Raw genomic sequence first — 25223 nt, 5'->3', positions numbered from 1 at the left:
CATGGGGACCACCCCCCATGGCGTCGTTCTCCGCCTCTTGATAATCCTCGGACGCAGCAGCCGAAATCCGTCCGGGAATTCCTCGTTCGCCCACACCCGTGTCGCGGAGATGTTAATTTCTCGCTGCCTGACGTGGCACGAAGCCCGTCGTCACGAGAAACGAGAACCCTGTGCGCCGCCTCCTGCTCCTTCCCGCCCTTGCGCTCGTGGCGCCGCTGCTGGTCGCCTCGCCGGCCAGTGCCGCGACCGTCGACACGTTCACGATCGCCGGGTCGACCGACGACGCGGAGGCCACGGCCGGCGCGACGCTCTCCGTCGCCTGGGACGTCACCCCGGTCGACCCCGCCGCCACCCTCGTCGTCGCCCCCGCCGGTAGCGCGGTCGACGTCGTCGACGGCTGGAACGCCGCAGCGGTCTCCGCGGCCGTGGGCTCCACGGTCGACGTGACGATCCCGGCCGACGCCGAGGCCGGTGACGACTACACGTTCCAGATCATCGCCTCCGAGAACAACGTCCCGACCGCGTCCGACACCATCACGGTCTCCGTCGTCGACGCCGTCACCGTCGTCACCCCCGCGCCCGTCGTGGTCGACGGCTGCGACATCGTCGTTCCCGAGGTCGCCGGCGTCCTGTACGAGGCCGTCGTCTTCTACGAGGACGAGGACGGGGTCTACGAGTCCGCCGAGGAGGTCGAGCCCGGCCGCTACTCGGTGCGGCTGTTCGTCACCTCGCCGGAGGAGGAGCTGCTCGTCGCCGCCTACCCGGCCGACGGCTTCGAGTTCCCCGCGGGCGCCGTGACCGAGTTCCCGGTCCCCGTCAGCGCTGACTGCTTCCCGACGTACGTCGAGACCGGCGCCGTCTGCCAGGGCGTCACCATCACCAACATCTCCGACGTCACGATCGACGTCGTGTACGGCGACATCGAGGGCGACGACGCGGAGGGCGAGTTCTCGCTCGCTCCCGCCGGCACCCGCACGGTCTCCACCGAGGGCGAGCTCGTCATCGTCATCGCGGGCGTCGAGCTGGACCTCGACGAGGCGGCCGACGACGAGCTGATCCAGGTCGAGCTCGTCGAGGTCGACCAGGCCTGCACGCCCGCCGGCGTCTCCCCCATCGCGCAGCCGTCGCACCCGACGGTGGCTCCGGCCGCGGGTCTCTGACCTGCCGATGAACAAGAGGCTCCTCGGAGCGGTCGCCGCGGCGATCGTCCTCCTCGGTGCCGCACTGCTGCTCCTCCTGGTCGTCGACCGGGAGGAGCAGCCGGTTGCGGACACCCCGACGGCCGCGCCGTCGGCGACACCGTCCGCGACACCCTCGGCGACGGAGACCCCGCGCGACCTGGTCGAGGGCCCGGTCGGTGTGCCCACCCGGCTCGAGATCGTCGAGCTCGGCGTCGACGCACCCGTGGCGCCCGTCGGCACGACCGCCGAGAACGCCCAGGAGGTCCCCTCCGCCCTCGACGAGACCGGCTGGTGGCGTGACGGCGCCGTCCCGGGCGCGGCCGGCAACGCCGTCATCGTCGGCCACACCGCGTCGGCGGACGACGGGGTCTTCGACCCGCTCGTCGACGTCGAGGCCGGTGACGAGGTGCTGGTCACCGGGAGCGAGGGCACCGCGGCCTTCATCGTGGAGCGCAGCGAGACGGTCCCGGTCGCGGACTTCGGCGACGTGGCCGCGGACGTCTACCGCGCCGACGGCGCCAGCGGCCTCGTGCTCATGACGTGCGGCGACTGGAACGGCAGCTCCTTCGAGAGCACCGTGATCGTGCACGCCGTCCCGGCCGTCCGCTGACCTTCCGCCCGGCGCCGGCTTCTTCGCCGAATCGGCGCCGGGCCGGCGGACCTTCTGGAATGCTCCGCGTGTGACCACCACCCCGTCGCGCCGCAGCCTCCTGCGCGCATCCGTGTGGGCCGCGCCCGCCGTCTCCGTCGTCGCCGCCGCCCCCGCGTTCGCCGCCAGCACCCCCGGCGAACCACGTCCCACCCTCGCCGGACGAGCCGACGGCCCCAGCGAGTACGCGGACTCCGGCTCCACCGTCTACGGGATCTACGTGACCAACACCGGCACCGAGCCCATCGCCGGCGGCACCCTCACCGCCCTGCTGCCCGATCCCGGCGACGGCTACAGCTTCTCCGGCGTCGCCGGCATGCTCTGGAACTACGCCGACACGTTCCCCGACGGCCAGATCGCCTTCCGGTACGACCCGGAGCTCGCCGCGGGCGAGGAGTCCGACATCCTCCTGCTGCTGATCAACAGCGACGACCGGTCGCAGTCGCCCGTCCCGGTCGCCAACCTCCTCCTCACCGCACCCGGGTACGACGCCACCGTCCTGCCGCTCACCGTGCCGTTCTGACGAGCCGGCACATCCGGCACTAGGTGGTCGCCAGCGCCGCCACGAGCGCCGACACGAGCCTCGGCAGCGCACTGGGGTCGGCCGTCGCGTGGGCCGGGTCGAGCTGCCCGATCGACATCCCCCAGCAGTCGGGCTCCCGCAGGAGCTCGGCGAGAGCCTGGCCGGCGAGGGCGATCGTGGGACCGCTGTTGCGCCCGTTCACGTTCTCCGCAATCGGCGCGTCCAGGAAGTCGAGGACGTCGACGTCGAGATGCACGACGAACGGACCGGACGTGAGGGCGCCGCGTGCCCGGCGTGCCGCGCCCCGGGGGTCCGCGCAGAGCGCCGCCTGGTCGACGACGGCGAGACCGTGGTCGGCGACCTGCTGCCGCTCCCAACCGGTGGTCTCGCGCGTCGCGTCGGCCCCGAGATACACGAGGTCCGAGGGATCCAGGAGCGGCACGCGGCCGGTCGCACCGACCAGCTCGGGCGCGGCGCCGTCGAGCGCCAGCGCGTGCGCCATGCCCATCCAGCTGAGCGAGCCCTCCGTGGTCGAGTGCGGCGTGTTGAGGTCCAGGTGGCGGTCCATGTAGACGACGCGCGGGCGCTGGCCGCAGCTCGCCATCGCGGCGCACATCCCGAGGGCGACGGTGCAGCTGCCTCCGAGCACCAGCAGACGCTCACCCTCGGCCAGCAGCCCGGCCGCAGCGGTCGAGAGCTCCACGGCGGCCGCCACCTCGGCGTCCAGGTTCTGTGCGAACGGGCTCTCACGGTCCGGCAGCCACCGGCGGGTCGTGAGGTCGCCGGCGTCGACGACCTCCGCGCCTGCAGCGCGCAGCGCGTCGACGAGACCTGCCTCCCGCAGGGCGGCGGGCGCCCGCTCGACGCCGACGCAGTACGCCCCAGCGCTGCTGGGCACGCCGAGCACGGTGACTCTCACTGGACCCCCTCGAGACGTACGTCGGCTGCGCCGCTCGACATCACCCTCACCGCACCCCGATCCCGGCGCAACCCCCCGGCACCCGTTCCGCGCAGGTCGACCCACGCCGCGGAGCGGCCCGGACCTCACGCACCTCGGTCGTCGACGTGAGGCAGCCCGTTGGCGTCCTCGTAGTCCCACAGCCCCCAGTCCCAGCCGGCCTCGTAGGCCGGGTCGGTGCCGAGCGGCCGCTGCCGGTGCGCCGTCTCGGCACCCCGGGTCAGGCACAGCGAACGCGCGGCCTCGTAGCCCTTCATCCACTGTCGCTCTCCCGCCGACTCCACCATGACCTCAGTCGAACACGTGTTCGATCCACGGGTCAAGCGGAGCGGTCCGCCGGCAGCACCGCGGGCGACGGACCGCTGGGCACGGGTGCCCGTGATGGGCTCGGGAGCGAGTTGTGCCCGGTGTCGCCGTGGCGTGGTGCGCGGTTCATCGCGGGGTCGTCGGCGGTCGTTTGCGTGGTGCGCGTCGGCCACCCCGGTCGAGAACCATCTCGGACACCCCACCCTCGGGAGACCCCATGACCTTCAAGCGCGCCCTCACGGCCCTGGCAGCGGTAGCCGCCCTGAGCGCCGGCGCCACCGCCGTCGCCCCCACCGAGTCCGCCGAGGCCGTCCCGCCCTTCGGCGGCCAGGTCCAGAACGTCGGCTCGCAGCCCGTGTTCATCACCTACAACCTGGCCAACCCGTGGAGCGCCGAGGCGATCCTCTCCCCGGGCGGCATCAGCGACGGCTTCCGCGACGCCGACGGCTTCTACGTCGAGTCGGGGTGCCGCGCGACGTACCTCTTCCCGCCGGCCACCATCGCCTACTCCCGCACGACGCCGGGCTGGGTGAAGATCAACAACACGCAGTACGCGGTCGTCAACTACAGCTGCTGACGGGCCGGTCCTGGCCGGGGCGGCGATGCCCGCCGCCCCGGCCAGGGCCGTCACCGCGGTGGCAGACGCCCGGCGTCAGCGACCGACGACGGACCGCGCGGAGCGGCGCACGCGCCGGGCGACCCGCACGGGCAGGAGGCCCCGGATCCGGGCGAGGGAGGCCTGCGCCCGCTCGGCCCGGTCGCGCCACGCGGACATCGCGACCTCGGCCGCCTCGCGACGTGCCCGCTCGGCCGCGGCCTCGGTGCGCCACTGCTCCGCACCCGCCTCCGCACGCGCCAGGCGCTGGCGCAGCTCACGCTCCACGCGGGCCCGCACGTGGGCGGGCTCGGCCAGGTCGGCGCGACCGAGGAGATCGAGCCCGGCGACACCGAGGTCCTCGACCTTCAGCAGCCGTCCCTGGGGCGAGCTCGAGGGCCGCACCAGCCAGGTGACCTCCTGCTCCATGAGCCCGTACCGGGCGCGGGTCGACGGGGGCACGAGGTCGACGCACCGCAGGCGCACCACGTCGAGGCCCGCGGCCTGCAGACGGTCCTCGAGGTCCCATCCGTAGAGGCGCACGTGGTCGGCCTGGCCGAACCGGCGCACCCGGGTCTCCTCGTCGGCCTCCGGGTCCTCGGCGGTCGGCCGGTCCATGCTGAGCGGCACCTGCACCAGCGCCAGCCCGTCGGACGCCAGCACGCGGCGGATCTCCGCCATGGCCGCCGCGTCGTCGGGGATGTGCTCGAGCACGTGGTAGCAGACCATCAGGTCCACCGAGCCCGCCGCCAGCGGCACCTGCGTCAGGCTGGCCTGCACCGAGACGTCACGGCCGTCGGCGGCCGGGTCGAAGTCCATGCCCACCACGTGACGCACGCCCAGCTCGGTCAGCACCCGGGTCGTGTAGCGGCTCGGGGCCACGTCGAGCACCACGTCGGCGCGCGCCACCGCCGGGCCGAGCACCCGCAGCAGGAGGGCCAGGTAGCGGTGACGCTCCAACGCCTGGCACCGGCCGCACCGGGCTCCGGGCCGGCCGCCGGGTCCGGGCGAGAAGCCCTCCGGCATCTCGGCCCCGCAGGCCGGGCAGCGCTGCGCCACATCCACCATGTCGTGCACGACGTCCTCCATCAGGTCCCCCACCATGGTCACCGACCCTAGTGGCCGCGGCCGTCCCGGCGGCACAGAAGGACGGACCCGCGCGCCGCCGGCCCCGGACGGAAGGCGTAGTGCCGGGCCCCGGTGTCACCAGGTGGCACCAGACCCCGGCGCTACGCCCGACCGGACCTCCAGCCACCTCCACCGCCCCCTGGCGGCGATCCCGGCCCTCGTCGCCGTCACCGGTCTCTACCGCGCCGGGTGGGGGCCCGCGGCACAGCGACCTACAGCCACCCGCCCAGGTGCGCCTTGAGGTCGGCGTCGTCGCCGACGACCCGCAGACCGGGTACGGCGAGCCGCGCCGTGCGCAGCGGGGTGTCGTCGCCCCAGCGGGCGGCGCGGCGGTGCAGGCGGAGGTCGCGCACGACGCCGACCACCTCCGTCACGGCCGCGGGGTCCTCCGGTTCGCCGAGGGTGAGCTCGGTGGTCGGCGCGAGGTCCGGACCGCGCAGGTGGCTCCGGAGCGCGACGAGGTCGCCGTAGGTGCCCGTGAGGGCGCGGTGCAGCCGCAGGTGCAGGCGGGCCCCGTCGAGCGCGGGGTCGTCGTCGGCGCCGGCCCAGCGCCGTACCCGGGGGTCGTCACCGAGCAGCCGGTGCTGCTCCTCGCTCGCCAGCACCACGGCGCGCGGGGCGGCCTCGAGGATCGTGTCGGCGCCGACGAGCAGCTCGGTCGGCGACAGCGTGTCGTCGAAGCTGACGACGAGGTCGGCCGGTCCGCGCAGCAGGCCGCGCCACCCGACGCCGCCCACGCCGATGCGTTCGGCCAGGGCCACCGCCTCGGCGCGGCCGGCGTCGTACGTGCGGGGCACCTCGCCGGCGTGCGCCCCGTCGTGCCAGGCCACCGCCTCCGGCACGTGGGCGACGAGGCCGCCGGCCAGCCAGGAGCGATGCGCGATCTCCCAGTCCTCGCCGCCGTAGCCGTCGAAGGACTCGTCGAAGCCGCCGAGCGTCTCGAACCACCACCGCGAGCACGCCATCACCGCCGCGATCACGTAGCGGAAGCTCAGCTCGTCGGCCTCGCGGAGGTCGCCGCTGTGCAGGTAGCCGGTGCGGAGCCACGCCGGCTCCTCGAGCACGCGCCCCTCGGCCGCCTCGGGCAGCGGGGCGTCGGTGGGGACGCCGTCGAGGTCCGCGTGCCGCCGCCGCCCGACCACCAGCGCCTCGGGGTGGGTCGCGGGGATGCGGGTCAGGTGGGCGAGGAACTCGGGCTCCGGGCTCGTGTCGGCGTCGAGGAAGACGAGCAGGTCGCCGACGGCGACCCGGGCCGCGGCGTTGCGGACGGCCGCCGCCCGGAAGCCCTCGTCGGGCTGCCGCACCAGGTCGACCCCCGGCGGCACCGTCGGCGCGACCGCCGAGCCGTCGTCCGCCACGACCACCTGGTCGGCGGGCACGGTCTGCCGGGCGAGGGCGGCCAGCGTGCGCTCCAGCTCCACGGGTTGCTCGAAATGGGTGACGACGACGGTCACGGTGCGACGCGGGCGGTCCGTCGCGTCGTACGACGCGGGGTCGGGCGTCCAGTCGTTGCCGACGGCGACGCGGCCCCACGGGGGCCGGCTCACGCGGCGCTCCGGACGAGCCGGCGCCACCAGGCGACGTAGGCCTCGGCGGTCTCCGCGGGTCCCGGGCGCAGGTCGGCGTCGGGCGGGAGCCAGGTGGAGGCCGGGTCGTCGAGCGCCCGGGCCAGGGCGTCGGTGAGGTCGTCGTCGTCGAAGAGCGACACGGAGCCCGGCCGCAGGTCCGCCATCTCGCGGGCGTAGGAGCCGGTGCGCACCAGCGGCCGACGGCCCGCGGCGAGCCAGGAGTTGAGGCTGCCCGAGGCCGAGACGTTGCGGTGCCCGACCACGGCGGCGGCCACGCTCCGGAGCGCAGCGGGCAGGTCGGCCTCGGGGATGCTGCCGGTGACGTCGACGGGCACGCCCCGGCGGCGTGCCTGGTCGACGAGGTCCTCGAGGTCGCGCCGGTGACCGGGCGCGGGCGCACCGAGCACCCCGAGTCGCGCCGCGCGGCCCGACGCCCGGAGCGCCTCCAGGGCCTCGAGCACCTCCGCGTGCCCCTTGCCGGGGTAGAAGAAGCCGAACACGCCGACCACGTCGGAGGGCTCCTCGGGCAGTACGACGCGGCTCGAGCCGGCGGGGAACGGGACGACCGGCAGCGGCACGACCGCACCGTCGTGGTCGGGGGCGCACCAGCGCACGACCTGGGCGTGCTCGTGCGCCGAGTTGGTGGCCCACCCGTCGGCGGCGGCGACGACGCGGCGGTAGCAGTCGACGCGCCGCTCGAACGAGGCCCCGTCGGTGGGCTGGGGGACGTCGTGCAGCGTGACGGTCAGGCGCACCCGGCCGGCCAGCGCCTCGACGACGTCGGCGGCCGCCTCGGGACTGTCGGCGACGACCCGGTCGGTGAGGTGGAGGTGGACCCGTCGTCCGGCGTCGAGCCGGGCGGCGTCGGTCGCCGTCGCGGCCCCGGCCCACTCCGCGACCTGGCCGGCGTAGCGGGCGACGCCGTGCCCGGGGTCGCCGAGCAGCAGGCTGACCGGGACGTCGCTCCCGGCGGACGGACGGCTCGACGGTGGGGGCACGCCGCCGATGCTAGACACGCCGCCCTGGGCCCGTGGACGCTCCGTCGGTCGGGCGCTGTCGCCGCGGGGCCGTAGCGTGCCGCCCATGCCCGCCGCCCCGCCCGACCGAGCACGCACCGGGGAGCGGATCTCGCTGTCGCGGCTGCCCGACGACCGGGTGCTGGTCGTCGACGGCGACGGGTCGCGGGAGATCGCCGTGGCCGCGGTGCCGCGTCTGGTCGCGGAGCGCGAGGCGACGTCCCCGCGCTGGGTCTGGGACGACACCTCGTGGTGGTACCCGCCGCTGCTGGCCGCCGGGGTGCGCGTACGGCGCTGCCACGACCTCCGGCTCGCCCGTCAGCTGCTCCGCCGCGCGCCGGCGGTCGACACCGCGCACCTCCGCGGCGACGACGCCGCGCTGTGGGACCGGCCCGGCCCCCGGACCCGGTCGGAGCCCACCCTCTTCGCCGCGGACGACGCGGAGCACCTCCGCGCCGACGTCGAGGGCGCCCGCCAGCTCGCCGCCGTGGCCGCGGTCGCCACCCCGGCCGAGCAGGCCCGGCTCGAGCTGCTGCTGGCCGCGGAGTCCGCGGGCGCACTGACCGCCGCGGAGATGACCCACGTCGGCGTGCCGTGGAGCGTCGAGGTGCACGAGCGCCTGCTCGTCGACCTCCTCGGGCCGCGCACGCCCCGTGGCACCCGTCCGCGCGGGCTCGAGGCGCTGGCGGTCCTGATCCGCCGCGAGCTCGAGGCGCCCGACCTCAACCCCGACTCGCTGCCCCACCTGCTGGCGGCGCTGCGGGCGGCCGGGCTCGACGTCACCGACACCCGCGCCGCCACCCTCGTGGGCGTCGAGCACCCGGTCGTGCCGCCCCTGCTGGCCTACAAGCAGCTCACCCGCCTGCTCACGACCAACGGCTGGGCGTGGCTCGACCAGTGGGTGAGCGGCGGCCGGTTCCGTGCGTCGTACCAGCCGGCCGGGTCGTCCACGGGCCGCTGGTCCTCCAACGGCGGGGGTGCCCTCTCGATCCCGGTCCAGGTGCGGCCGGCCGCGGTCGCCGACGAGGGCTGGGCGTTCGTCGTCGCCGACGTGGCGCAGCTCGAGCCGCGGGTGCTGGCCGGGATGAGCGCGGACCCGGCGCTCGTCCGGTCCGCCCGCGACCCGGACCTCTACCAGGCGATGGTCGACGCCGGCAGCGTGCCGAGCCGCGACGACGCCAAGCTCGGTCTGATCGGGGCCATGTACGGCGCCACCCGCGGCGGCGGGGGTCGCATGGCCGAGGTGCTCGCCCAGCAGTACCCCGCGGCCTTCGCCCTCCTCGAGGGCGCCGCCCGCGACGGCGAGACCGGACGCTCCGTGCGCACGCTGCTGGGTCGCGGCTCCCCCACCCTCGGCGAGATCTGGGAGCAGCGGCCCGAGGGCGCCCCGACCGATCCGGTCCAGCAGACCCGCGAGCGGCGCGCGTACGGCCGCGCGACGCGCAACTTCGTGGTGCAGGGCACCGGCGCGGAGTGGGCCCTGTGCTGGATCGCCGAGATCCGCAACGAGCTGTGGCGCCGCGGCACGGGCCCGCTGGAGGAGCGCCCGCACCTGGTGCTGTTCCTCCACGACGAGGTCGTCGTGCACACGCCCGCCGCGCTCGCCGACGAGGTGGTGGCGCTCCTGCGCGAGGCCGCGACGCGGACGAGCCGGCTGGTCTTCCGCGAGGCCGTCGTCGACTTCCCGCTCAGCGCGTCGGTCGTGCGCTCCTACGCGGACGCGTCGAAGCGCTCGGCCACCGCGGCGGAGGAGGTCGACGCCGAGGCTCCGCCCGCTACATTCCCCCGATGACCCTGCCCACCCGCATCGGCCTGGCCGTGGGCGCCGTGCTCGCGCTCGTGGTCGCCACCCTCGCGTTCCTCGCCCTCACCGACTCCCCCGAGCCGCGGGCGACGGTCGAGGTCGCGGAGGGCCCCTCCGAGCTCGTCCGCGACGACAGCCGCGTCCTGGGCGAGCCGGGGTCGACCGGCGTCACCTTCGTCGAGTTCCTCGACTTCGAGTGCGAGGCCTGCCGGGCGACGTACCCCGTCGTCGAGCAGCTGCGCGACGTGTACGGCGACCGGGTCACCTTCGTCCTGCGCTACCTGCCCCTGCCCGGCCACGTCAACGCCGAGCGCGCCGCCCGCGCCGTCGAGTCGGCCGCGCTCCAGGGCGAGCTCGAGGCCATGTACTCCCTCATGTACGAGACCCAGGTCGACTGGGGCGAGAGCCGGGAGCCGGCCGACGCGCTCTTCCGCACGTACGCCGAGCAGCTCGGCCTGGACCTCGAGCGGTACGACGCGGACTACGCCTCGCCCGAGGTCGCCGCGCGCGTGCAGCGCGACGTGGACGACGCCCTGCGCCTCGGCGTCACGAGCACACCGACCTTCTACGTCGACGGCGAGCTCGTGCAGCCGCGGACGGTGGGCGACCTCGTCGATCCCCTCGAGGCGGCGCTGGAGCGCGCGGGAGCCGCGGGCTGAGCATCCGCCGACCCACGGCACCACCCGGGGTCGCCGCCGACCCGGGCGGGTACCCGGGCCGGTCCCCCACCGCCGCAGCGCCGAGGAGCCACCGTGTCGCAACGCAAGCTGTTCCTGTTCTCGATCATCGTCCTGCTCGTCGTCGGCGGAGGGGGCCTGCTCCTCGTCGCCCTGCTGCTGGGCGACGACACCGACGGCACCGGGTCCCAGGGCGCCCCGACGGTCGTCGTCAGCGCGGAGCCGACCACCGCCGGCGCCGGCCTCGCGGCAGCCTCCGGCCTCTGACCCGGCCAGTGTGCGTGGATTCACCGATCCGGCCGGCGAGAACCTGACTCCGCGCACTCCGAGCGGGTACCGCTCTCCACATGAAGCTGTTCAAGAGCGCCGCCCTCATCGGTATCGGCAAGAAGCTGTACAACGAGTCCCGCAAGCCGCAGAACCGGGCCAGGATCCAGCGGGCGGTGGACTCCGCGAAGAACCGCCGCCGCAAGCCCCAGCGCTAGGAAGAGACCGGCCCCGGGGAGCGACTCAGGCCGACCGGCGCCGGCCCGCGCGCTGCGACGGCACACCCCTCCGCCGCACCTCCACCCACGCCCGCATCGCGGTCTGGCGGGGGTCGCCGCACGGGACCGGCTCCGTCATCTCCGGGCCCGCGAGCACGGGCTGCAGGTGCAGGATCCGCAGACCGGCGTCGCTGCTGGTCACGCTGTCGAGGCGCTCCCAGGTCGTCATCCCTCCGCCGACCTCGACGAGGTCGCCGGGCCGCAGCGACGACACCTTCACGATCTGGTCCATGGAGTCCTCCCCGTCCTCGGGCGGCCCACGCCGCCGACGCTCCTGCGCCCGATCATGGCCGCGTCGTGTGAACGGGGCGTGACCCCGGTGCAACAGTCGGCCGCGCACGGCGCCGTGAGTGCGACCATGTCGCCGTGACCCCCCTGGAGCAGCTCGCGGTGCTCGCCGCCGGGCTGGGGTCCGGGGTCCTGATCTCCACGGTGGGGTTCGCCTCGCTGCTCAGCTTCCCCGTGCTGATCGCCCTCGGGGTGCCACCCGTCGTCGCGAACGCGTCCAACACCCTCGGGCTGACCCCCGCCGGCCTCAGCGGGTCCTTCGGGTTCCGCAGCGAGCTGCGCGAGCACCCTGGGCTCACGGTCGCCGTCGCCGTCACCAGCGCGGTCGGTGCCGTCGCCGGCGCGGCCCTGCTGCTCGCGGCGCCGGCCTCGTCGTTCGAGGCGGTCGTGCCCTGGTTGATTCTCGCCACGTGCCTGCTCGTCGGCGTCCAGCCGGCCGTCACGGCCGCCCTGCGTCGCCGCCGCGAGCGCCGTACCGACCCCGGCGACCCGGGCGCCGTACCCACCGACACCGGCCGCCGCACGCGCCTCTCCCCCACCACCACGGGCTTCGCCACCCTGACCGGGGTGTACGGCGGCTACTTCGGCGCCGGCTCGGGCGTGATGATGGTGGCGGTGCTGGGGTTCGGCCTCGACGTCGACCTGCGGATCGTCAACGCGCTCAAGACGCTGTCGGTGCTGGCGAGCAACGTGGTCGCCAGCGTCGTCTTCGTCGCGCTGGCGCCCCTCGACTGGCAGGTCGTCGGCCTGCTCGCCGCGGGCTCGGTGGGCGGTGGCTACCTCGGCGCGCGCGTCGCCCGCCACCTCCCCGGCCGGGTGCTGCGCACCCTCATCGTCGTGACCGGCGTGGTCGCGGCGGTGCTCCTGCTCCGCGCCGGCTAGGTCACCCCGGGGGTACGGCGGACCCCCGCGCCGCTCAGCCCGCCATCGCCTGCCGGCGGGTCATCGCGTCGAGCTGGTAGCCGCACTCGCCCGCGAGCACCGTGGCCAGGGTGGCCGCGTTGTCGCCCGCCGACTCCGCCACCACCTGGTGCACGATGCCGTCGGCGTGGAGGTCGGCGGCGCCCACCCGCTGCCGGGCCGCCATCTCGGGGGCGCGGTCGACGTGGCCGTGCACGATGACGCTCGCCCCCTCGGGCGGGAGCGGGGAGAGCCAGGCGTTCTCGCTCGCCACGACCACCTGGGCGGGGAGCAGGGCGAGCGCACCGCCGCCGCAGCCCTGGCCCAGCAGCAGGGCCAGCGTCGGCACCCGGAGCGTCGTCATGGTGGCGATGCACCGGGCGATCTCCCCGGCGATGGCCCCCTCCTCGGCCCGCTGCGACAGCTCGGCCCCCGGGGTGTCGATGACGGTGACCAGCGGCAGCCGCAGCTCCTCGGCCAGGCGCATCGCGCGTCGGGCCTCCCGGAGCGCTCCCGGACCCATTGGCGTCGCGGGCGTCTGCCGCACGCGGTCCTGGCCGACGAGCACGCACGGCTGCCCGGCCAGCCGGGTCAGCGCCACGATCACCGACGAGTCCCGCTCCCCCTCGTCGGTGCCGCGCAGGCGCAGGGTGCCGCGGGCGCCGTACCGCAGGAGGTCGCGCACGCCGACCCGGTCGGGCCGTCGCGTCTCCTCGATCGAGGCCCAGGTGTCGCGACGACGGTCGATCCGGGCGGCGGCACGCCGCGGCAGGGTCGGCGTCGTCGGCGGGTCGACGAGCACCCCGAGGGCGAGGTCGACGAGGGTGTGCAGCTCCTCCGGAGGAGCGACGGCGTCGATGACGCCCCGGTCGACCAGGTTCTCGGCGCGCTGCACGCCCTCGGGGAAGGCGCGGCCGTTCAGCGCCTCGTAGACCTTCGGCCCGAGGAACCCGATGAGGGCGCCCGGCTCGGCGACCGTCACGTGGGCCAGCGAGCCCCACGAGGCGAACACGCCGCCGGTGGTGGGGTGGCGCAGGTAGACCAGGTAGGGCAGTCCGGCCGCACGGTGGTCCATCACCGCCCGCGTGATGTCGACCATCCCGACGAACGCCGGCGTGCCCTCCTGCATCCGGGTGCCGCCCGACGCCGTGCTGGCGAGCACGGGCAGGCCCTCGGCGGTCGCGCACCGGAAGGCGGCCGTGATCCGACGGGCGGCGTCCGTGCCGATCGATCCGGCCAGGAAGGCGAACTCGTTGACGATCACGCACACGCGCCGTCCGTTGACGTCGCCCACCCCGGTCACCACCGACTCGTCGGTGCCGGCCTTGTCGGCGGCGGCCTCCAGCTCGGCCCGGTAGGCCGCGCTGCGGCCCGAGCGGTCGACGGTGGTGTCCCACGAGAGGAACGTGCCGGGGTCGATCACCCGGTCGATCAGCTGGGCCGCCGAGAGCCGGCGGGTCACGCGTCGGGCTCCTGCACCCAGGCCCGGATCGCGGCGCCGTGCTCGTCGAGCCGCGGCGGCGGGGCGTGGGTGAGGCGGCGCTCGTCGGCCCCGTCGGCCCCGTCGAAGAAGCGCAGCGGCGGCCCGGGCAGCGTGAGGCGCCCGAGGCCCGTGTGCTCGACGTCGATCAGGAGGCCCTGGCTGGCGGTCTGCTCCCAGGCGTAGACCTCGTCGAGCGTGCGCACCTTGCCGGCCGGCACCCCCACCTCGGCGAGGCGCGCGAGCAGCGGCTCGGCGTCCCAGTCCGCGAAGAGGCCCTCGACGACCTCGAGCACCCGGGCCGGGTCGGCCACGCGCTCGGGGTTGGTCGCGATGCCCGGCTGGTCGGGGTCGATCCCGAACCCGGCGCACAGCCGGTGCCACAGGCCCTCGCTGCCGACGGCGATCTGCACCGAGCCGTCGCGGCAGCGGAACAGGCCGTACGGCGAGATAGACGGGTGGTGGTTGCCCTGCGCGCGACCGAGCACGCCCGCGACGGTCCACCGCGTGCCCTGGAAGCCGTGGACGCCGACGGTGGCGGCCAGGAGCGACGTGCGCACGACCGAGCCCACGCCCGTGGTCGCCCGCTCGGTGAGCGCGGCGGCGACGCCGAAGGCGCCGTACATGCCGGCCAGGAGGTCCGAGATCGGGGTGCCGACCTTCTGCGGGTCGTCGGGCCCGGAGCCGGTGAGCGACATCAGGCCGGCCTCGCCCTGGGCGATCTGGTCGTAGCCGGCACGCCCGCCCTCGGGGCCGTCGTGCCCGAAGCCGGTGATCGAGAGCACCACGAGCCGCGGGTTGCGGGCCCGGAGCTCGGCGATGCCGAGGCCGAGCCGCTCGAGGACGCCGGTGCGGAAGTTCTCGACCAGCACGTCGGCCCGGTCGACGAGGGCCAGCAGGACGTCGCGGTCCGCCTCGTCCTTCAGGTCGAGGGCGATCGACTCCTTGTTGCGGTTGGCGGAGAGGAAGTACGTCGACTCCCGCGCGTCGGCCTCGCCCACGAAGGGCGGACCCCAGCCGCGGGTGTCGTCGCCCCGCCCCGGCGCCTCGACCTTGACGATCCGGGCCCCGAGGTCGCCCAGCATCATCGTGGCGTGCGGACCGGCGAGGGCCCGGGAGAGGTCGACCACCAGCGTCCCCGCGAGGGGACCGCCCGTCGTCGTGCCCGTCGTGCCGTTCGTGTCCTGCGTCTGCTCGGTCATGTCTGCTCCGTTCACCAGCTGGGAAGCACGAGCGCAGCCCAGACGAGGACGGGCCCCACCAGGACGACGACCACGCTGTAGGTCAGGATCTGCTTGTAGAAGGTGGCCTCGGAGACGGTGTCCGGGCGGTTGGCGAGCATCAGGGCGCCGTTCGTGGAGAACGGGCTGACGTCGACGATGGTCGAGGAGATCGCGAGCGCCGCCACGAAGAGGCCCGCGTTGATGCCGCCCTCGGCGATCAGCGGGATCGCGATCGGCACGATCACCGGCAGCAGGGCGGTCGACGAGGCGAAGGCGGAGACGACGCCGCCGACGTAGCAGAGGATCAGCGCGCCGATGACGACGGCGCCGAGCCCGGCCGCCCACGTGCCGACGAACTCGGGCGAGCCCGCGGTGGTCAGCACGGTCGCGTAGGTGCTCACGCCGGCCACCAGCAGCACGGTCGGCCACGCCACCTGGCGGATGGCGTCCTTGTGCTCGTTGGGCGAGAGCATCGCGAGGATGACCGCGGCCGTGATGGAGACGAAGCCGATGTTCTTGTCGAACGCGAGCGCGATGACGGCCACGCTCAGGAAGGCGATGAGGGTCAGCACCCGGTCGCGGCGCAGGCCGAGGGTCTGGGTGCCGGTCGGGGCGGTGGCGCCGAGGCCGCGGGCCGACACCTTCGCGCCGCCGCGGTGCAGGTCCTCCGAGAGGGTGTCCGGGTCGTCGGGGTCCATCCGCCGGGCCATCAGGCTGCGGCCGCCGAGCAGGAAGAACAGCACCGTGGCCATCAGCAGGTTCACGACGAGGCTGGCGAAGAAGACCGTCATCTCGCTCGACGGCAGGCCGTTCTGCTCCATCACGGAGTTGGTGATCGTGCCGTAGATGCTGATCGGCGAGAAGCCGCCGCCCTGGGCGCCGTGCACGACGAACATGCCCATCATCAGCGGGTTGATCTGGTAGCGCCCGGCGAAGCCGAGGGCGATCGGCCCGATGATCGCGCAGGCCGCGGGGCTCGCCGCCCCGATGCCCGTCAGCAGCGCCGTGACCCCGAACATCACCCACGGGATGAGGGCCACGCGGCCCCGCACGGCCTTGACCGCCGATCTCACGATCAGGTCCACCGTGCCGTTGTTGCGCGCGATCGCGAACAAGTAGGTGACCCCGATCAAGGTCAGGATGAGGTCACCACTGACGCCGGCCAGGATCTCCTTCTCGCTCAGGTCGAGCGCGAACATGCCGACCAGCCACGCCGCGACGTACGCGAGCGCACCCATGTTGATCGGCAGCACCGTGCCGATCACGAAGAGCACCACCAACGCGATGATCGCTACCCATTCCGGTCCCATCGACCACACCTCTCGTCGGGGAGTCGGCGCGGCGCCGGCCCCGCCAGCGTGACCCCTGTCACACCATCGCTGGCTCAGTGGCCTAGCCAATAGGTCACTGGTGCTGTTGTCAATAGACTGGCGGGATGAAGGAGTCGCCGACGCCCGATCTCCGGCAGCCCCCGCTGCCGCAGCCCCTCGCCCGCACGCGCCTCTACGAGCAGGTCGCGGAGCAGATCACGACGTGGGTGGCGGCCAACGACCTGCGGTCCGGCGACCGCCTGCCCCCCGAGCGCGAGCTCGCGTCCCGCCTGGGCGTCAGCCGCGCGACCCTGAGCCAGGCGCTGGTGGCGCTCGAGGTGATCGGGGTCGTCACGGTGCGCCACGGCGACGGCACGGTGCTCACCGGCGCGAGCGCCTCCACCCCGGTCGTCCAGGCCATCCGGGCCCACGCCGACCGGCTGCCCGAGATCATCGAGGCGCGCGACGCCCTGGAGACCAAGATCGCCGCGCTGGCCGCCGGGCGCCGTACCGACGACGACCTCGCCGCCATCGAGGCCGCGCTCGAGGCCATGGCCGACGACATCGCGCAGGGCGGCCGCGGCGTCACCGGCGACGAGCTCTTCCACGGCGCCGTCACCCGCGCCGCGCACTCCAGCCTGCTCGAGCAGATGATGGCGACCATCAGCGAGCTGATCCGCGAGAGCCGCATCGAGTCGCTCTCCCAGCCCGACCGGCCACTGCGGTCGCTGGCGGGCCACCGCCGCATCGCCGAGGCCATCGCCGCCGGCGACGCCCCCGCCGCCGCCGCGGCGATGCACGACCACGTCGACATGGTGAGCGACGTGGCGGTGCTGCGCGCCGACCGCTAGCCCCCCGGCCGGGTACGACGCACCACGGCCCCCGACCCGCGTCACCGCAGGTCGGGGGCCGTTCTCGGAGCCTGTTCCGGGAGCTGTGCCCGGGGCCGTGCCCCGGATCCGGGGTTGGTCAGCCGGTCGTCTCGGACCGGACGTTCGCCGCCGAGGAGGCACCCTCGTCCTGGACCCGGGATGCGGCGTGCTGCGCCGTCTCCCTGACCTCGTCGACCGAGGAGGCCGCGCTGTCGCGCAGGCTCTCCCCGACGTCGGCCGCCGCGGCCTTCGCGTCGTCGACGAGCGGGGCGGTCCGCTCCTTCAGCACGTCCGTGACCTGCGTCGCGGCACGCGCCTCGGCCTTCGTGGCCGGGATCAGGGCCGCCAGCACCATCCCGAGGCCGAACGCGGCCACGCCCGCGGCGAGCGGCGCTCCGTCGTACCGCTCCTGGACGCCCTCGGCGGCCTGCGACGCGGCGTTGCCTGCGGCGGCGTCGGAGACGTTGCCGGCCGCATCGGAGACGTTGCTCCCGGCGCCCTGGGCGCCGCCCATGACCTTCTCGCGCACACCGACGACCCGACGACGAGCGGCCGCCTTCTTGCGGTCCACGATCGCGCTCGGGCTCACCTTGTCCTGGAGCTCGTCGAGGTCCGAGGCGAGCGTGCTGCGCGTCCGGGCGATCTCGTCGGTCAGCTGTTCTGGGTTCTGGCCCATGGTGCGTCCTCCTTGAGGGTCTGCTGCGTCTGCGGCAGCTGCGGGTTGGCCTTCTTGAGCGCGGTCCGGCCGAGCGTCGCCAGCACGGCGGCGACCACGGCCCACAGCAGGGTGGTGATCAGGGCGGCGAGCTCGATCGGCATCCAGTTGTCGAGCAGGAACACCAGGGCGAGCGAGACGAACACCAGGGCGAGGTGCCCCGCGACGGCGGCCCCGCCGAGCATCCCGGCTCCCTTGCCGGCCTGGGCGGCCTCCTGCTTCAGCTCGACCTTCGCCAGGTCGAGCTCCTGCTTCACGAGGGTGCTCAGGTCCTGGGCGACGTCGCCGACGATGTCGCCGAGGCTGCGCTCGCCACCCGGCTCCCGCGTCGGCGGAGGAACGGGGGCGCTCACGCGCGGCCCTCGGTGCCGTCGCGACGGGCCTCGTGGCCGGAGTCGACCGACCGCACGGCCGGGGGCGGCGTGATCGACGGCGCGTCGGGGGCCTCGGTCGGCGCGGCGGGCGTGGCGGGGGTGTCGGCGGGGGCGCCGGCGGGCCAGGTGACCGGGCGGTCCACCGGCGACACGGGCGGTGCCGGGGTGACGGGCGCCGGGGTGACGGGCGCCGGGGTGACGGGCGTCGCCGGCTGGCCCGCGGACGCTGGAGCGTCGGCGGCGTCGGCGGCGTCCGGGGCGTCCTTGGCGCCCCGCACGACGCGGCCCGCGACGACGCCGGCCACGAGGGCCCCGACGAGGAAGGCGGCCGGACGACGGCGGGCGAAGCCGCGGACGTCCTCGAGCAGCTCACGGGGCTCGCGCCCGTCGAGGTAGGTCTGGAGGGTCCGGCTGCGTTCTGCCACCTCGCGGGCGGCGTGCACGGCGAGACCGGAGCTCTCGCTGCGGTCGGCCATCTGCGTGAGGTCGTCGCCGAGGGTGCCGAGCGTGTCGACGAGGCGGTCACGCTGCTGGCGCGACTGGTCGTCGAGCTGGGCCGTCACCTGCTGCCGGATCTCGTCGACGAGCTGGCGGGTCTGGGCGGTCACCTCGGAGGCGACGTTCTGGACCTCGTCCCTGGCGACACCGGAGACGTGCTTGCCCTCGTCGACCGCGGTCGAGGCGGCGGCCTGGGCCCGGTCGGCGGTGGACGGGTCGGTGCCGGACGGGTCGGTGCCGGACCGGTCGGTCGAGGTCGGATCGGTGCGATACGGGTCTGTCATCTGTTCCTCCTGGGTGGACGTGCTGCGAAGCTCCTGCGGCACCGGGCGGTCGGCCCTGCTCGACGGGCGACGGAGCCGGTGGGGCGGCCTCGGGCGACGGGAGCACGGTCGACCCTCGGTGGCGCGACACTCCCCGGTGCCCGCTCCCGGGGGAGGTTGAGGCACGTCCGGGCGCACTTTGTTTCAGCGCCGCCCCGACGGGATCCGGCCCAGGTGCAGCGCCGGGCCCGGTCACGGGGCACCATGGGTGTCATGCCAGGCCACGAGCAGTTCAACCGCGACCTCGCCGAGATCGCACGCAGCATGCAGGGTGAGCGCTCGACCGTGGCCACCATGCAGCTCGCCGTCGAGGCCGCCCGCACCGTCATCACCGGGTGCGAGATCGGGGCGGTCTCGATCGTGACGAAGACCGGCATCGAGACGCCCGTGCTCACGCATCCCCACGCCCGCGACATCGACGAGTGGCAGTACGAGCTCGGCGAGGGTCCGTGCCTCGACGCGCTGCAGCGACACGAGGTCGTGCACAGCAACGACCTGACGTTCGACGAGCGATGGCCGCGCTGGGGCCCCCGGGTCGCCCGGGAGCTCGGGATGCGCAGCATGCTGAGCCACCGGCTGTTCTCGAGCGCCGACACCCTCGGCGCCCTCAACCTGTACGGCGCCGCCCCGTCGGCGTTCACCACCGACGACATCCACCACGCCACGGCGCTCGCCGCCCACGTGGGCGTGGCGCTCGCCGCGGCGCAGGACAGCGAGAACCTCGTCGTGGCGCTCGACACCCGGACCCTCATCGGTCAGGCCACCGGCCTGCTGATGGAGCGGTTCGACCTCAGCCCCGACCAGGCCTTCGCCGCCCTCGCGCGGATCTCGCAGACCCGCAACATCAAGCTGCGCGCCGTCGCCGAGCACCTCGTGCGCACCCGGCAGCTCCCCGGACCGCCCGACGCCTGAGCGCATCAGGTCGGCCCCGAGTTGGTACCGGCCCCCAGGGCCCGCCCGTCTCCCGGGGGACGACGGGCCCAGGCCCTGGCGCTGCAAACCTCGGCGCCGGGGCCGCCCGCGTCGTACGCCCGCCGCGCGGGGTCCCCGTCAGGCGTGCCCGTCATACCTGCCCGTCAGGCGTGCTCGTCCGTGGCCCGGGAGTCCGTGAGGCTGAGCGCGCCGCCGGCCACGACGAGCCCGACGACCACTGCGAGCAGCCCGTAGGTGAGGCGCTCGCCGTGGAAGAACGAGGCGACGAGGGCGTCGCTCCACGCGCCCGCGGGCAGCCGGGTGGTGACCAGGACCGCGATGAGGGTGCCCACCACGGCGGTGCCGACGCTGGTGCCGACCTCCTGGGCGGTGTCGTTGAGGGCCGTGCCGATCGAGGTGCGGTTGGCGGGCATCGCCTCGACGAGGGCGACGGCGCAGATCGTCATCACCGTGCGCAGCCCGACGGTCATCGCCACCATGCAGACGGCGATCGCGACGTACCCGTGGTCGACGCCCCACGAGAGCCCGGCGAGCGAGCCCGCCATGAGCGCGGCGCCGACGAGGCAGGCGACCCGGTGGCCGAACCGCCGCGCGAGCTGTTCCGAGACGGGAGAGGCCAGGAGCATCGTCACGATGATCGGGAGGTTCGCGAGCCCGGCGCGCACCGGGCTCCAGCCGTAGGCGTACTGGAAGTGCAGGATCAGCCCGAACATCACGCTGGCCATCGCGATCGCCGTGCCGACCTGGGCCAGCACGGCGCCCCGGACGGTGCCGACGGAGAAGAGCCGCAGGTCGAGCATGGGGGCCGCGGTACGACGCTCGTGGCGCACGAAGGCGACGGCGGCAGCGAGGGCTCCCCCGACCGAGGCGAGCGTGACCCAGGAGAGCCAGCCGTGCTCGACGCCGCTCGTCAACGACCAGCAGGCGAGGCCGATCGCGCCGATGCTGAGCACGGCGCCCGGCAGGTCGAGGGCGTCGTCGGTGAGGTCCTCGGGACGGTCGGCCGCCACGCCGTACCGGACGCCGAGGAAGGCGACCAGCGCGATCGGGGCGTTGACGACCAGCAACCACTCCCAGCGCACGTGGGCCAGCGCCGTGCCGCCGATCACGGGTCCCAGCACGAAGCCGGACATCCCCACGACGATCATCACGCTCATGGCGCGCATCCGCAGCGCCGCGTCGTCGAAGAGCCGGAAGACCAGCGAGTTGGTGATCGGCGCCATCGCGGCGGCGGCGAGCCCGAGCGCGGCCCGCAGCGCCACGAGCTCGTCCGTCGTCGAGACGGCGACGGCACAGAGGCTCAGCGCGCCGAACACCGAGAGGCCGACGAGCAGCACCCGACGGCGCCCGAGCCGGTCCGCCATCGACCCGGCGGTCAGCAGGAGACCTCCGAAGGTGAGCGAGTAGGCACCGGTGACCCACTGCAGCGCGGTGGTGCTGCTGCCGAGGTCGCGACCGATCGTGGGGAGGGCGATCGTCAGCAGGGTGTTGTCGACCATCTCCACGAAGAAGGCGAGGCAGAGGGCGGCCAGGGGGATCCAGGCCGCCCGGAGGGACGGGTACGTCCGTGACGGGGCGTCGGGTGTCGTGGTGGACATGACCCACCTCCTATCGAACGTCGTTCGACCATCGAACAACGTACGAGAACATAGAACGATGTTCGATACTGCGCAAGATGTGATGGGATGAGATCCATGGCACGCCCCTCCAGCACCACGACCACCGGCCGCCGACGGGCGTCGCACTCGATGGAGGCCGTCCTCACCGAGGCCGTGGCCCTGCTCGACGAGGCGGGTCCGTCGGCCCTCACGTTCCGGGCGCTGGCGCAGCGGCTCGGCGGCGGCGTCGCCAGCATCTACTGGTACGTCGCGAGCAAGGAGGAGCTGCTCGACCGCGCCACCGACCACGTCGTCGGCCAGGTGCTCGTCGAGGTCGAGGCCCTCCCGGAGAGCGACGACCCGATCGACGACCTGCGCGCGATGGCCCTGACCCTGTTCGACGCGATCGTGGCCCGCCCCTGGCTCGGCGCCTACTTCATGCGCAACACCGTCGTGCAGGGCAGCTCCCTGAGGCTCTACGACCGGTTGGGGCGTCAGACCCTGCGCCTCGACCTCACCGCGCAGCAGCGGTTCCACGCCGTCTCCGCGGTCGTCGGGGTCGTCGTCGGCACCGCGGTCGACCTCGGCCAGGAGCCGCCCCAGGAGGTGCTCGACGGCGCCGTCGACCGCGACGAGTTCCTCGGCCGGTACGCCGCCACCTGGCGCGAGCTCGACGTCGAGGAGTTCCCGTTCGTGCGCGAGATCGTCGACGAGTTCGACGGCCACGACGACCTCGACCAGTTCCGGGCAGCCCTGGACCTCGCCCTGGCGGGCCTGCGCCTGCAGGCCGGGGCCCGAGGCGACCCGTGACGACCTCGTTGGCGGCCGTGGTGCTCACCGGCGGGCAGGGGCGACGACTGGGCGGGCACAGCAAGGGCGATCTGCTCCTCGACGGCGTGCGGCTGCTCGACCGGGCGGTCGCCGCCTGCGCCGACTGCTCGGAGGTGGTCGTGGTGGGCGACCCGCCCGCCGCCGGGCTCTCCGTCGGCCCCGCCGGCCGCGCACCGCGCTTCGTGCGCGAGGAGCCCCGCCACAGCGGCCCGGCCAGCGCCCTGCTGACCGGCCTGGCCGCCCTCGACCAGCACGATCCCGTCGACCTGGTGGCCGTGCTCGCGGTCGACATGCCCCTGCTCACCACTGCCACGGTCGCCCGGCTGCGGGCGGCCGCCGAGACCCCGCCCCTCGGCGACGGGGCGGTCCTCGTCGACGCGGGCGGACGCGCGCACCTCGCGCTCGTCGTACGCCCCGACGCCCTGGCCCGCGTCGCCCCGCCCCGGGAAGAGTGGCCCGGCCTGGCGATGCGCGCCCTCACGGGGGCGCTGGACCTGCGGCCCGTGGTCGCCCGGGGGGACGAGGAGTCCGACGTCGACACGTGGGCGGACGCCGAGCGGCTCCGGGTCACGCCCGACTGAGGGGTGGTGCCCCGACGCGCCGGCGCCGGGTTGTGCGGGGCGCTTGGATGGACACGACCCGGGACCACCCCGGACGACCGTTCCGGGAGGACCCCACATGGCTGTCGACCGCGCGAACCTGCTCCGAGTGACCGGGGTGTCGGCCGCCGCCGTGGCACTGCTCCAGGCCGGCACGGCGGCGCTCGCCGTCCGCACGGGACGCCGGGACTACGCCGACGGCGTCTGGGGCCCCGGCCTCGCGGCGGTGGCGATCGGCGGCGCCGCGGTCGGCACCGGCGACCCCTGGCGACGCTGGGCCCTGGCGGGCGTCACCACCGCGTGGGCGGCACGTCTCGAGACGCTGATGCTGCCGCGGCTGACCGGCACCGACGAGGAGGACGAGCGCTACACCGAGTTCCTCGAGGGCGACTCGACGCCCGTCGCGCTGGCCAAGGTCTTCGGCACCCAGGCGGTCGCGCAGCTGCTGGTGTCGGCGCCCCTCCAGGTGGCGGCGGCGAGCCCGCTCCCCCGCGGGGCGCGACGCTGGCTGTTCCCGGCCGGCATGGCCGTCATGGTCGCGGGCGCCGTCGTCGAGGCGCTGGCCGACCGGCAGAAGGCGGCCTTCATGGCGGAGAAGAAGGAGGCCCGCGCGCAGGGCGGCGACGACGAGGTGCCCGACGAGCTGGAGGTGCTCGACACCGGGCTGTGGGGCTGGTCGCGCCACCCGAACTACTTCGGCGACTCCGTCGTCTGGGACGGCGCGTGGCTCGCGGCCGCCGCCTCGGCTCCCGCGGGCTGGACCTTCCCGGCACCGGCCGCGATGTCGTACTTCCTCGTCTACGCCACCGGCGCCAAGCGCACCGAGGCCCGGATGGGCGACCGCCCGGCCTACCGCGACTACCAGCGACGCGTGTCGTTCTTCTTCCCGCTCCACCCGGCCCGGGACTGACCGGGCGGGAGGGACCGACCGGGCGCACAGGATCAGTCGTTCGGCTGCTCGGCGACCTCGATGTCGAGGCTGAACGTCTGGCCCTCGACGGCCGTGATCTCGACGTCCACGTCCAGCTCCACCCCGTCGTCGGTCAGCGTGCAGACGGTCGTGGCGCCGACGACGCCGGGCACGTCGTACGGGCAGGTGAGGTCGTCGGGCGCGTAGCCCACCAGCTCGGTGAGGCGACCGTTCACGAGGTCGGCGATCGAGTCGGCGGTCGCGTAGCCGGGGATCGCCTCCGGCGGGGTCATCTCGAAGCGCGAGTCGGCCCCGTCGACCTCGGTCACCTCCACGTCGACGTCGTACTCCTCCTCGCCGTACGTGACCGTGCACGCGCCGGTCGCGCCCTCCTCGGCGTCGATGTCGTCGCACGACACCTCCTGGGAGTCGACGCCCACCAGCGGGTCGAACTCCTCGACGACGGCGTCCTCGACGTCATCGGCCGACAGGGTGCCGCCGAACGAGAAGCTGCAGGCGCTCAGCGAGGCGGCGCAGGCGACGACGGCGACGGTCAGGGCGGTGCGCTTCACGAGATGCTCCTCGGTCGGTGGACGGGACCGCACCGTGCCCCGTCGTCCGGTGGGGCAACCCTCGGACCGCTCCCGACCACGGGCGGACCTCCTCGCCGGGACGTCGGCCCCACGCAGGTCAGCGCAGCGCGTACGTCGCCAGCGACACCCCGACGTAGTGCGCCGCGAAGGCCAGGACGGTCAGGACGTGGAACACCTCGTGGAACCCGAACCACTCCGGTGACGGGTTGGGCCGCTTGAGCCCGTAGACCACGGCCCCCACGGTGTAGAGCACACCGCCCACCACGATGAGCGCGAAGACGGCGACGCCGATCCCCGTGCCGTACGCCTCCGTGGCGCCCGACGAGAGGTCCGGCAGGTAGATCACCGACACCCACCCCAGGGCGACGTACACCGGGGCGTCGAGCCAGCGCGGCGCCTGCGCCCAGAGCACCTTCGACGCGACGCCGAACAGGGCTCCCACCCACACCACCGTCAGCAGGGTGACGCGGGCCGAGCCGTCCAGGAGCAGGAGCGTGAAGGGGGTGTAGGAGCCGGCGATGAGCACGAAGATGTTCGCGTGGTCGAAGCGCTGCAGGAGCGCGCGGGTGCGCGGCGGCCACGTGCCGCGGTGGTAGACGGCCGAGACCGTGAACAGCAGCAGCGCGCTGAGCGAGAAGACCGCGGCACCGACCTTGGCCTGCGTCGTCGGAGCCAGCACGACGAGCACGACGCCGGCCGCGAGCGTGAGGGGCACCACGCCGAGGTGGAGCCAGCCCCGGAGCTTCGGCTTGACCTCCTCGATCACGTGGCGCAGGTGCTCCGCGACCTCGTCGCGCCGGTCGTCGCTTCCCGTCATGGGGTGAAC

General features: G+C 74.6%; 29 protein-coding genes. 14 read left to right on the top strand and 15 right to left on the bottom strand.

Features of this window, described 5'->3' with window-relative positions; all coding sequences use genetic code 11:
- Positions 1-170 precede the first annotated feature (170 nt).
- The 3 genes from K329_RS0122800 to K329_RS0122790 all read left to right on the top strand — a co-directional run bounded on the left by K329_RS0122800 (position 171) and on the right by K329_RS0122790 (position 2353).
- A complete protein-coding gene (locus tag K329_RS0122800; protein WP_028474834.1) occupies positions 171-1160 on the top strand; it encodes a GPI anchored serine-threonine rich family protein in 990 nt (329 codons plus the stop codon).
- Positions 1161-1167: 7 nt separating this feature from the next.
- Positions 1168-1791 (top strand): class F sortase, encoded by a 624-nt coding sequence (locus K329_RS0122795; RefSeq protein WP_028474833.1) that lies wholly within the window; start codon positions 1168-1170, stop codon positions 1789-1791.
- 70 nt (positions 1792-1861) lie between these two features.
- Positions 1862-2353 (top strand): hypothetical protein, encoded by a 492-nt coding sequence (locus K329_RS0122790; RefSeq protein WP_028474832.1) that lies wholly within the window; start codon positions 1862-1864, stop codon positions 2351-2353.
- 19 nt (positions 2354-2372) lie between these two features.
- Here K329_RS0122790 and K329_RS0122785 read toward each other — a convergent pair whose 3' ends face one another.
- Complete coding sequence (locus K329_RS0122785; RefSeq protein ID WP_281169836.1) at positions 2373-3260, bottom strand: arginase family protein; 888 nt, start codon at positions 3258-3260, stop codon at positions 2373-2375.
- Between the two features lie 137 nt (positions 3261-3397).
- Positions 3398-3598 (bottom strand): hypothetical protein, encoded by a 201-nt coding sequence (locus K329_RS31160; protein WP_157571876.1) that lies wholly within the window; start codon positions 3596-3598, stop codon positions 3398-3400.
- 236 nt (positions 3599-3834) lie between these two features.
- Here K329_RS31160 and K329_RS0122775 point away from each other — a divergent pair, with 236 nt between their 5' ends.
- Complete coding sequence (locus tag K329_RS0122775) at positions 3835-4194, top strand: hypothetical protein (RefSeq protein WP_028474830.1); 360 nt, start codon at positions 3835-3837, stop codon at positions 4192-4194.
- Positions 4195-4269: 75 nt separating this feature from the next.
- Here the strand turns inward: K329_RS0122775 and K329_RS30035 are convergent, their stop codons facing one another.
- From K329_RS30035 to K329_RS31360, 3 genes are all read right to left on the bottom strand, one after another.
- Entirely contained in the window at positions 4270-5316 is a 1047-nt protein-coding gene (locus K329_RS30035; protein WP_084541534.1) for a class I SAM-dependent methyltransferase, read from the bottom strand.
- Between the two features lie 236 nt (positions 5317-5552).
- Positions 5553-6887 carry a glycosyltransferase gene (locus K329_RS29010; RefSeq protein ID WP_169721629.1) on the bottom strand — a complete coding sequence of 445 codons (1335 nt, stop codon included), beginning with the start codon at positions 6885-6887 and terminating at the stop codon, positions 5553-5555.
- Positions 6884-7906, bottom strand: a complete 1023-nt coding sequence (locus K329_RS31360) for a glycosyltransferase family protein (RefSeq protein WP_052337251.1) — start codon at positions 7904-7906, stop codon at positions 6884-6886. Before K329_RS31360 ends, K329_RS29010 begins: the two co-directional genes overlap by 4 nt.
- An 85-nt stretch (positions 7907-7991) precedes the next feature.
- Between K329_RS31360 and K329_RS29000 the strand changes: the two genes are divergently transcribed.
- From K329_RS29000 to K329_RS31155, 4 genes are all read left to right on the top strand, one after another.
- Positions 7992-9716, top strand: coding sequence for a bifunctional 3'-5' exonuclease/DNA polymerase (locus K329_RS29000; RefSeq protein ID WP_084541608.1), 1725 nt, complete (start codon positions 7992-7994; stop codon positions 9714-9716).
- Positions 9713-10387, top strand: a complete 675-nt coding sequence (locus K329_RS28995) for a DsbA family protein (RefSeq protein WP_043644448.1) — start codon at positions 9713-9715, stop codon at positions 10385-10387. Before K329_RS29000 ends, K329_RS28995 begins: the two co-directional genes overlap by 4 nt.
- Positions 10388-10480: 93 nt before the next feature.
- A complete protein-coding gene (locus K329_RS0122745; protein ID WP_028474829.1) occupies positions 10481-10672 on the top strand; it encodes a hypothetical protein in 192 nt (63 codons plus the stop codon).
- A gap of 80 nt (positions 10673-10752) precedes the next feature.
- Positions 10753-10890: a hypothetical protein gene (locus K329_RS31155; protein WP_157571875.1), complete on the top strand. Its 138-nt coding sequence runs from the start codon at positions 10753-10755 to the stop codon at positions 10888-10890.
- Between the two features lie 25 nt (positions 10891-10915).
- Here the strand turns inward: K329_RS31155 and K329_RS0122735 are convergent, their stop codons facing one another.
- On the bottom strand, positions 10916-11182 hold the full coding sequence (locus K329_RS0122735) for a hypothetical protein (protein ID WP_028474828.1): 267 nt from the start codon (positions 11180-11182) through the stop codon (positions 10916-10918).
- A 134-nt stretch (positions 11183-11316) separates the two neighbouring features.
- Here K329_RS0122735 and K329_RS0122730 point away from each other — a divergent pair, with 134 nt between their 5' ends.
- Entirely contained in the window at positions 11317-12120 is an 804-nt protein-coding gene (locus K329_RS0122730) for a sulfite exporter TauE/SafE family protein (RefSeq protein ID WP_028474827.1), read from the top strand.
- Positions 12121-12154: 34 nt separating this feature from the next.
- Here K329_RS0122730 and K329_RS28990 read toward each other — a convergent pair whose 3' ends face one another.
- The 3 genes from K329_RS28990 to K329_RS0122715 are packed head-to-tail and all read right to left on the bottom strand — an operon-like array spanning position 12155 to position 16151.
- A complete protein-coding gene (locus tag K329_RS28990; RefSeq protein ID WP_043644446.1) occupies positions 12155-13600 on the bottom strand; it encodes a carboxyl transferase domain-containing protein in 1446 nt (481 codons plus the stop codon).
- Positions 13597-14820 (bottom strand): CaiB/BaiF CoA transferase family protein, encoded by a 1224-nt coding sequence (locus K329_RS0122720; protein ID WP_052337250.1) that lies wholly within the window; start codon positions 14818-14820, stop codon positions 13597-13599. Before K329_RS0122720 ends, K329_RS28990 begins: the two co-directional genes overlap by 4 nt.
- 11 nt (positions 14821-14831) lie before the next feature.
- Complete coding sequence (locus K329_RS0122715; RefSeq protein ID WP_028474825.1) at positions 14832-16151, bottom strand: SLC13 family permease; 1320 nt, start codon at positions 16149-16151, stop codon at positions 14832-14834.
- A 125-nt stretch (positions 16152-16276) separates the two neighbouring features.
- On the opposite strand from K329_RS0122715, the gene K329_RS0122710 reads away from it, so the two are divergent.
- A complete protein-coding gene (locus K329_RS0122710) occupies positions 16277-17002 on the top strand; it encodes a FadR/GntR family transcriptional regulator (protein WP_052337249.1) in 726 nt (241 codons plus the stop codon).
- Positions 17003-17120: 118 nt separating this feature from the next.
- On the opposite strand, the gene K329_RS0122705 is transcribed toward K329_RS0122710, so the two are convergent.
- Genes K329_RS0122705 through K329_RS30030 form a run of 3 tightly spaced genes read right to left on the bottom strand, consistent with a single transcriptional unit; the run spans position 17121 to position 18894 of the window.
- Entirely contained in the window at positions 17121-17699 is a 579-nt protein-coding gene (locus K329_RS0122705; protein WP_028474823.1) for a DUF3618 domain-containing protein, read from the bottom strand.
- Positions 17675-18091 carry a phage holin family protein gene (locus K329_RS28985; RefSeq protein WP_052337248.1) on the bottom strand — a complete coding sequence of 139 codons (417 nt, stop codon included), beginning with the start codon at positions 18089-18091 and terminating at the stop codon, positions 17675-17677. Before K329_RS28985 ends, K329_RS0122705 begins: the two co-directional genes overlap by 25 nt.
- Positions 18088-18894: a hypothetical protein gene (locus K329_RS30030; protein WP_052337247.1), complete on the bottom strand. Its 807-nt coding sequence runs from the start codon at positions 18892-18894 to the stop codon at positions 18088-18090. The genes K329_RS28985 and K329_RS30030 overlap by 4 nt, the downstream gene beginning before the upstream one ends.
- Positions 18895-19146: 252 nt before the next feature.
- Here K329_RS30030 and K329_RS0122690 point away from each other — a divergent pair, with 252 nt between their 5' ends.
- Positions 19147-19845, top strand: coding sequence for a GAF and ANTAR domain-containing protein (locus tag K329_RS0122690; RefSeq protein ID WP_028474822.1), 699 nt, complete (start codon positions 19147-19149; stop codon positions 19843-19845).
- A 164-nt stretch (positions 19846-20009) separates the two neighbouring features.
- Here the strand turns inward: K329_RS0122690 and K329_RS0122685 are convergent, their stop codons facing one another.
- Positions 20010-21464, bottom strand: a complete 1455-nt coding sequence (locus K329_RS0122685) for an MFS transporter (protein ID WP_028474821.1) — start codon at positions 21462-21464, stop codon at positions 20010-20012.
- Positions 21465-21560: 96 nt separating this feature from the next.
- On the opposite strand from K329_RS0122685, the gene K329_RS0122680 reads away from it, so the two are divergent.
- From K329_RS0122680 to K329_RS0122670, 3 genes are all read left to right on the top strand, one after another.
- On the top strand, positions 21561-22274 hold the full coding sequence (locus K329_RS0122680; protein ID WP_245596664.1) for a TetR/AcrR family transcriptional regulator: 714 nt from the start codon (positions 21561-21563) through the stop codon (positions 22272-22274).
- Complete coding sequence (mobA, locus tag K329_RS28975; RefSeq protein ID WP_043644444.1) at positions 22271-22876, top strand: molybdenum cofactor guanylyltransferase; 606 nt, start codon at positions 22271-22273, stop codon at positions 22874-22876. Before K329_RS0122680 ends, mobA begins: the two co-directional genes overlap by 4 nt.
- A gap of 97 nt (positions 22877-22973) precedes the next feature.
- Complete coding sequence (locus K329_RS0122670; RefSeq protein WP_028474819.1) at positions 22974-23804, top strand: DUF1295 domain-containing protein; 831 nt, start codon at positions 22974-22976, stop codon at positions 23802-23804.
- A 32-nt stretch (positions 23805-23836) separates the two neighbouring features.
- On the opposite strand, the gene K329_RS30025 is transcribed toward K329_RS0122670, so the two are convergent.
- Positions 23837-24376, bottom strand: coding sequence for a DUF4333 domain-containing protein (locus K329_RS30025; RefSeq protein WP_052337245.1), 540 nt, complete (start codon positions 24374-24376; stop codon positions 23837-23839).
- A 118-nt stretch (positions 24377-24494) separates the two neighbouring features.
- The gene (trhA, locus tag K329_RS0122660; RefSeq protein ID WP_028474817.1) at positions 24495-25214 is read right to left on the bottom strand and encodes a PAQR family membrane homeostasis protein TrhA; all 720 of its coding nucleotides are present in this window, start codon (positions 25212-25214) and stop codon (positions 24495-24497) included.
- Positions 25215-25223: the final 9 nt, after the last annotated feature.

The sequence above is a fragment of the Nocardioides alkalitolerans DSM 16699 genome (genome assembly GCF_000426525.1).
Taxonomy (GTDB): domain Bacteria; phylum Actinomycetota; class Actinomycetes; order Propionibacteriales; family Nocardioidaceae; genus Nocardioides; species Nocardioides alkalitolerans.
Note: the sequence above shows the minus strand (reverse complement) of the source record. Positions and strands in the feature narration are given on the sequence as shown.

What these genes read in the sequence shown, in the direction of transcription:
- K329_RS0122670 (WP_028474819.1), top strand. Translation starts at nt 22,974, where the DNA reads ATGGCTGTCGACCGCGCGAACCTGCTCCGAGTGACCGGGGTGTCGGCC.
- K329_RS30035 (WP_084541534.1), bottom strand. Translation starts at nt 5,316, where the DNA reads ATGGTGGGGGACCTGATGGAGGACGTCGTGCACGACATGGTGGATGTG.
- K329_RS0122720 (WP_052337250.1), bottom strand. Translation starts at nt 14,820, where the DNA reads ATGACCGAGCAGACGCAGGACACGAACGGCACGACGGGCACGACGACG.
- K329_RS31160 (WP_157571876.1), bottom strand. Translation starts at nt 3,598, where the DNA reads ATGGTGGAGTCGGCGGGAGAGCGACAGTGGATGAAGGGCTACGAGGCC.
- K329_RS28995 (WP_043644448.1), top strand. Translation starts at nt 9,713, where the DNA reads ATGACCCTGCCCACCCGCATCGGCCTGGCCGTGGGCGCCGTGCTCGCG.
- K329_RS0122795 (WP_028474833.1), top strand. Translation starts at nt 1,168, where the DNA reads ATGAACAAGAGGCTCCTCGGAGCGGTCGCCGCGGCGATCGTCCTCCTC.
- K329_RS29000 (WP_084541608.1), top strand. Translation starts at nt 7,992, where the DNA reads ATGCCCGCCGCCCCGCCCGACCGAGCACGCACCGGGGAGCGGATCTCG.
- K329_RS0122715 (WP_028474825.1), bottom strand. Translation starts at nt 16,151, where the DNA reads ATGGGACCGGAATGGGTAGCGATCATCGCGTTGGTGGTGCTCTTCGTG.
- K329_RS0122690 (WP_028474822.1), top strand. Translation starts at nt 19,147, where the DNA reads ATGCCAGGCCACGAGCAGTTCAACCGCGACCTCGCCGAGATCGCACGC.
- K329_RS31155 (WP_157571875.1), top strand. Translation starts at nt 10,753, where the DNA reads ATGAAGCTGTTCAAGAGCGCCGCCCTCATCGGTATCGGCAAGAAGCTG.
- K329_RS30030 (WP_052337247.1), bottom strand. Translation starts at nt 18,894, where the DNA reads ATGACAGACCCGTATCGCACCGATCCGACCTCGACCGACCGGTCCGGC.
- K329_RS0122680 (WP_245596664.1), top strand. Translation starts at nt 21,561, where the DNA reads ATGGCACGCCCCTCCAGCACCACGACCACCGGCCGCCGACGGGCGTCG.
- K329_RS0122710 (WP_052337249.1), top strand. Translation starts at nt 16,277, where the DNA reads ATGAAGGAGTCGCCGACGCCCGATCTCCGGCAGCCCCCGCTGCCGCAG.
- K329_RS0122735 (WP_028474828.1), bottom strand. Translation starts at nt 11,182, where the DNA reads ATGGACCAGATCGTGAAGGTGTCGTCGCTGCGGCCCGGCGACCTCGTC.
- K329_RS0122705 (WP_028474823.1), bottom strand. Translation starts at nt 17,699, where the DNA reads ATGGGCCAGAACCCAGAACAGCTGACCGACGAGATCGCCCGGACGCGC.
- K329_RS0122685 (WP_028474821.1), bottom strand. Translation starts at nt 21,464, where the DNA reads ATGTCCACCACGACACCCGACGCCCCGTCACGGACGTACCCGTCCCTC.
- K329_RS0122775 (WP_028474830.1), top strand. Translation starts at nt 3,835, where the DNA reads ATGACCTTCAAGCGCGCCCTCACGGCCCTGGCAGCGGTAGCCGCCCTG.
- trhA (WP_028474817.1), bottom strand. Translation starts at nt 25,214, where the DNA reads ATGACGGGAAGCGACGACCGGCGCGACGAGGTCGCGGAGCACCTGCGC.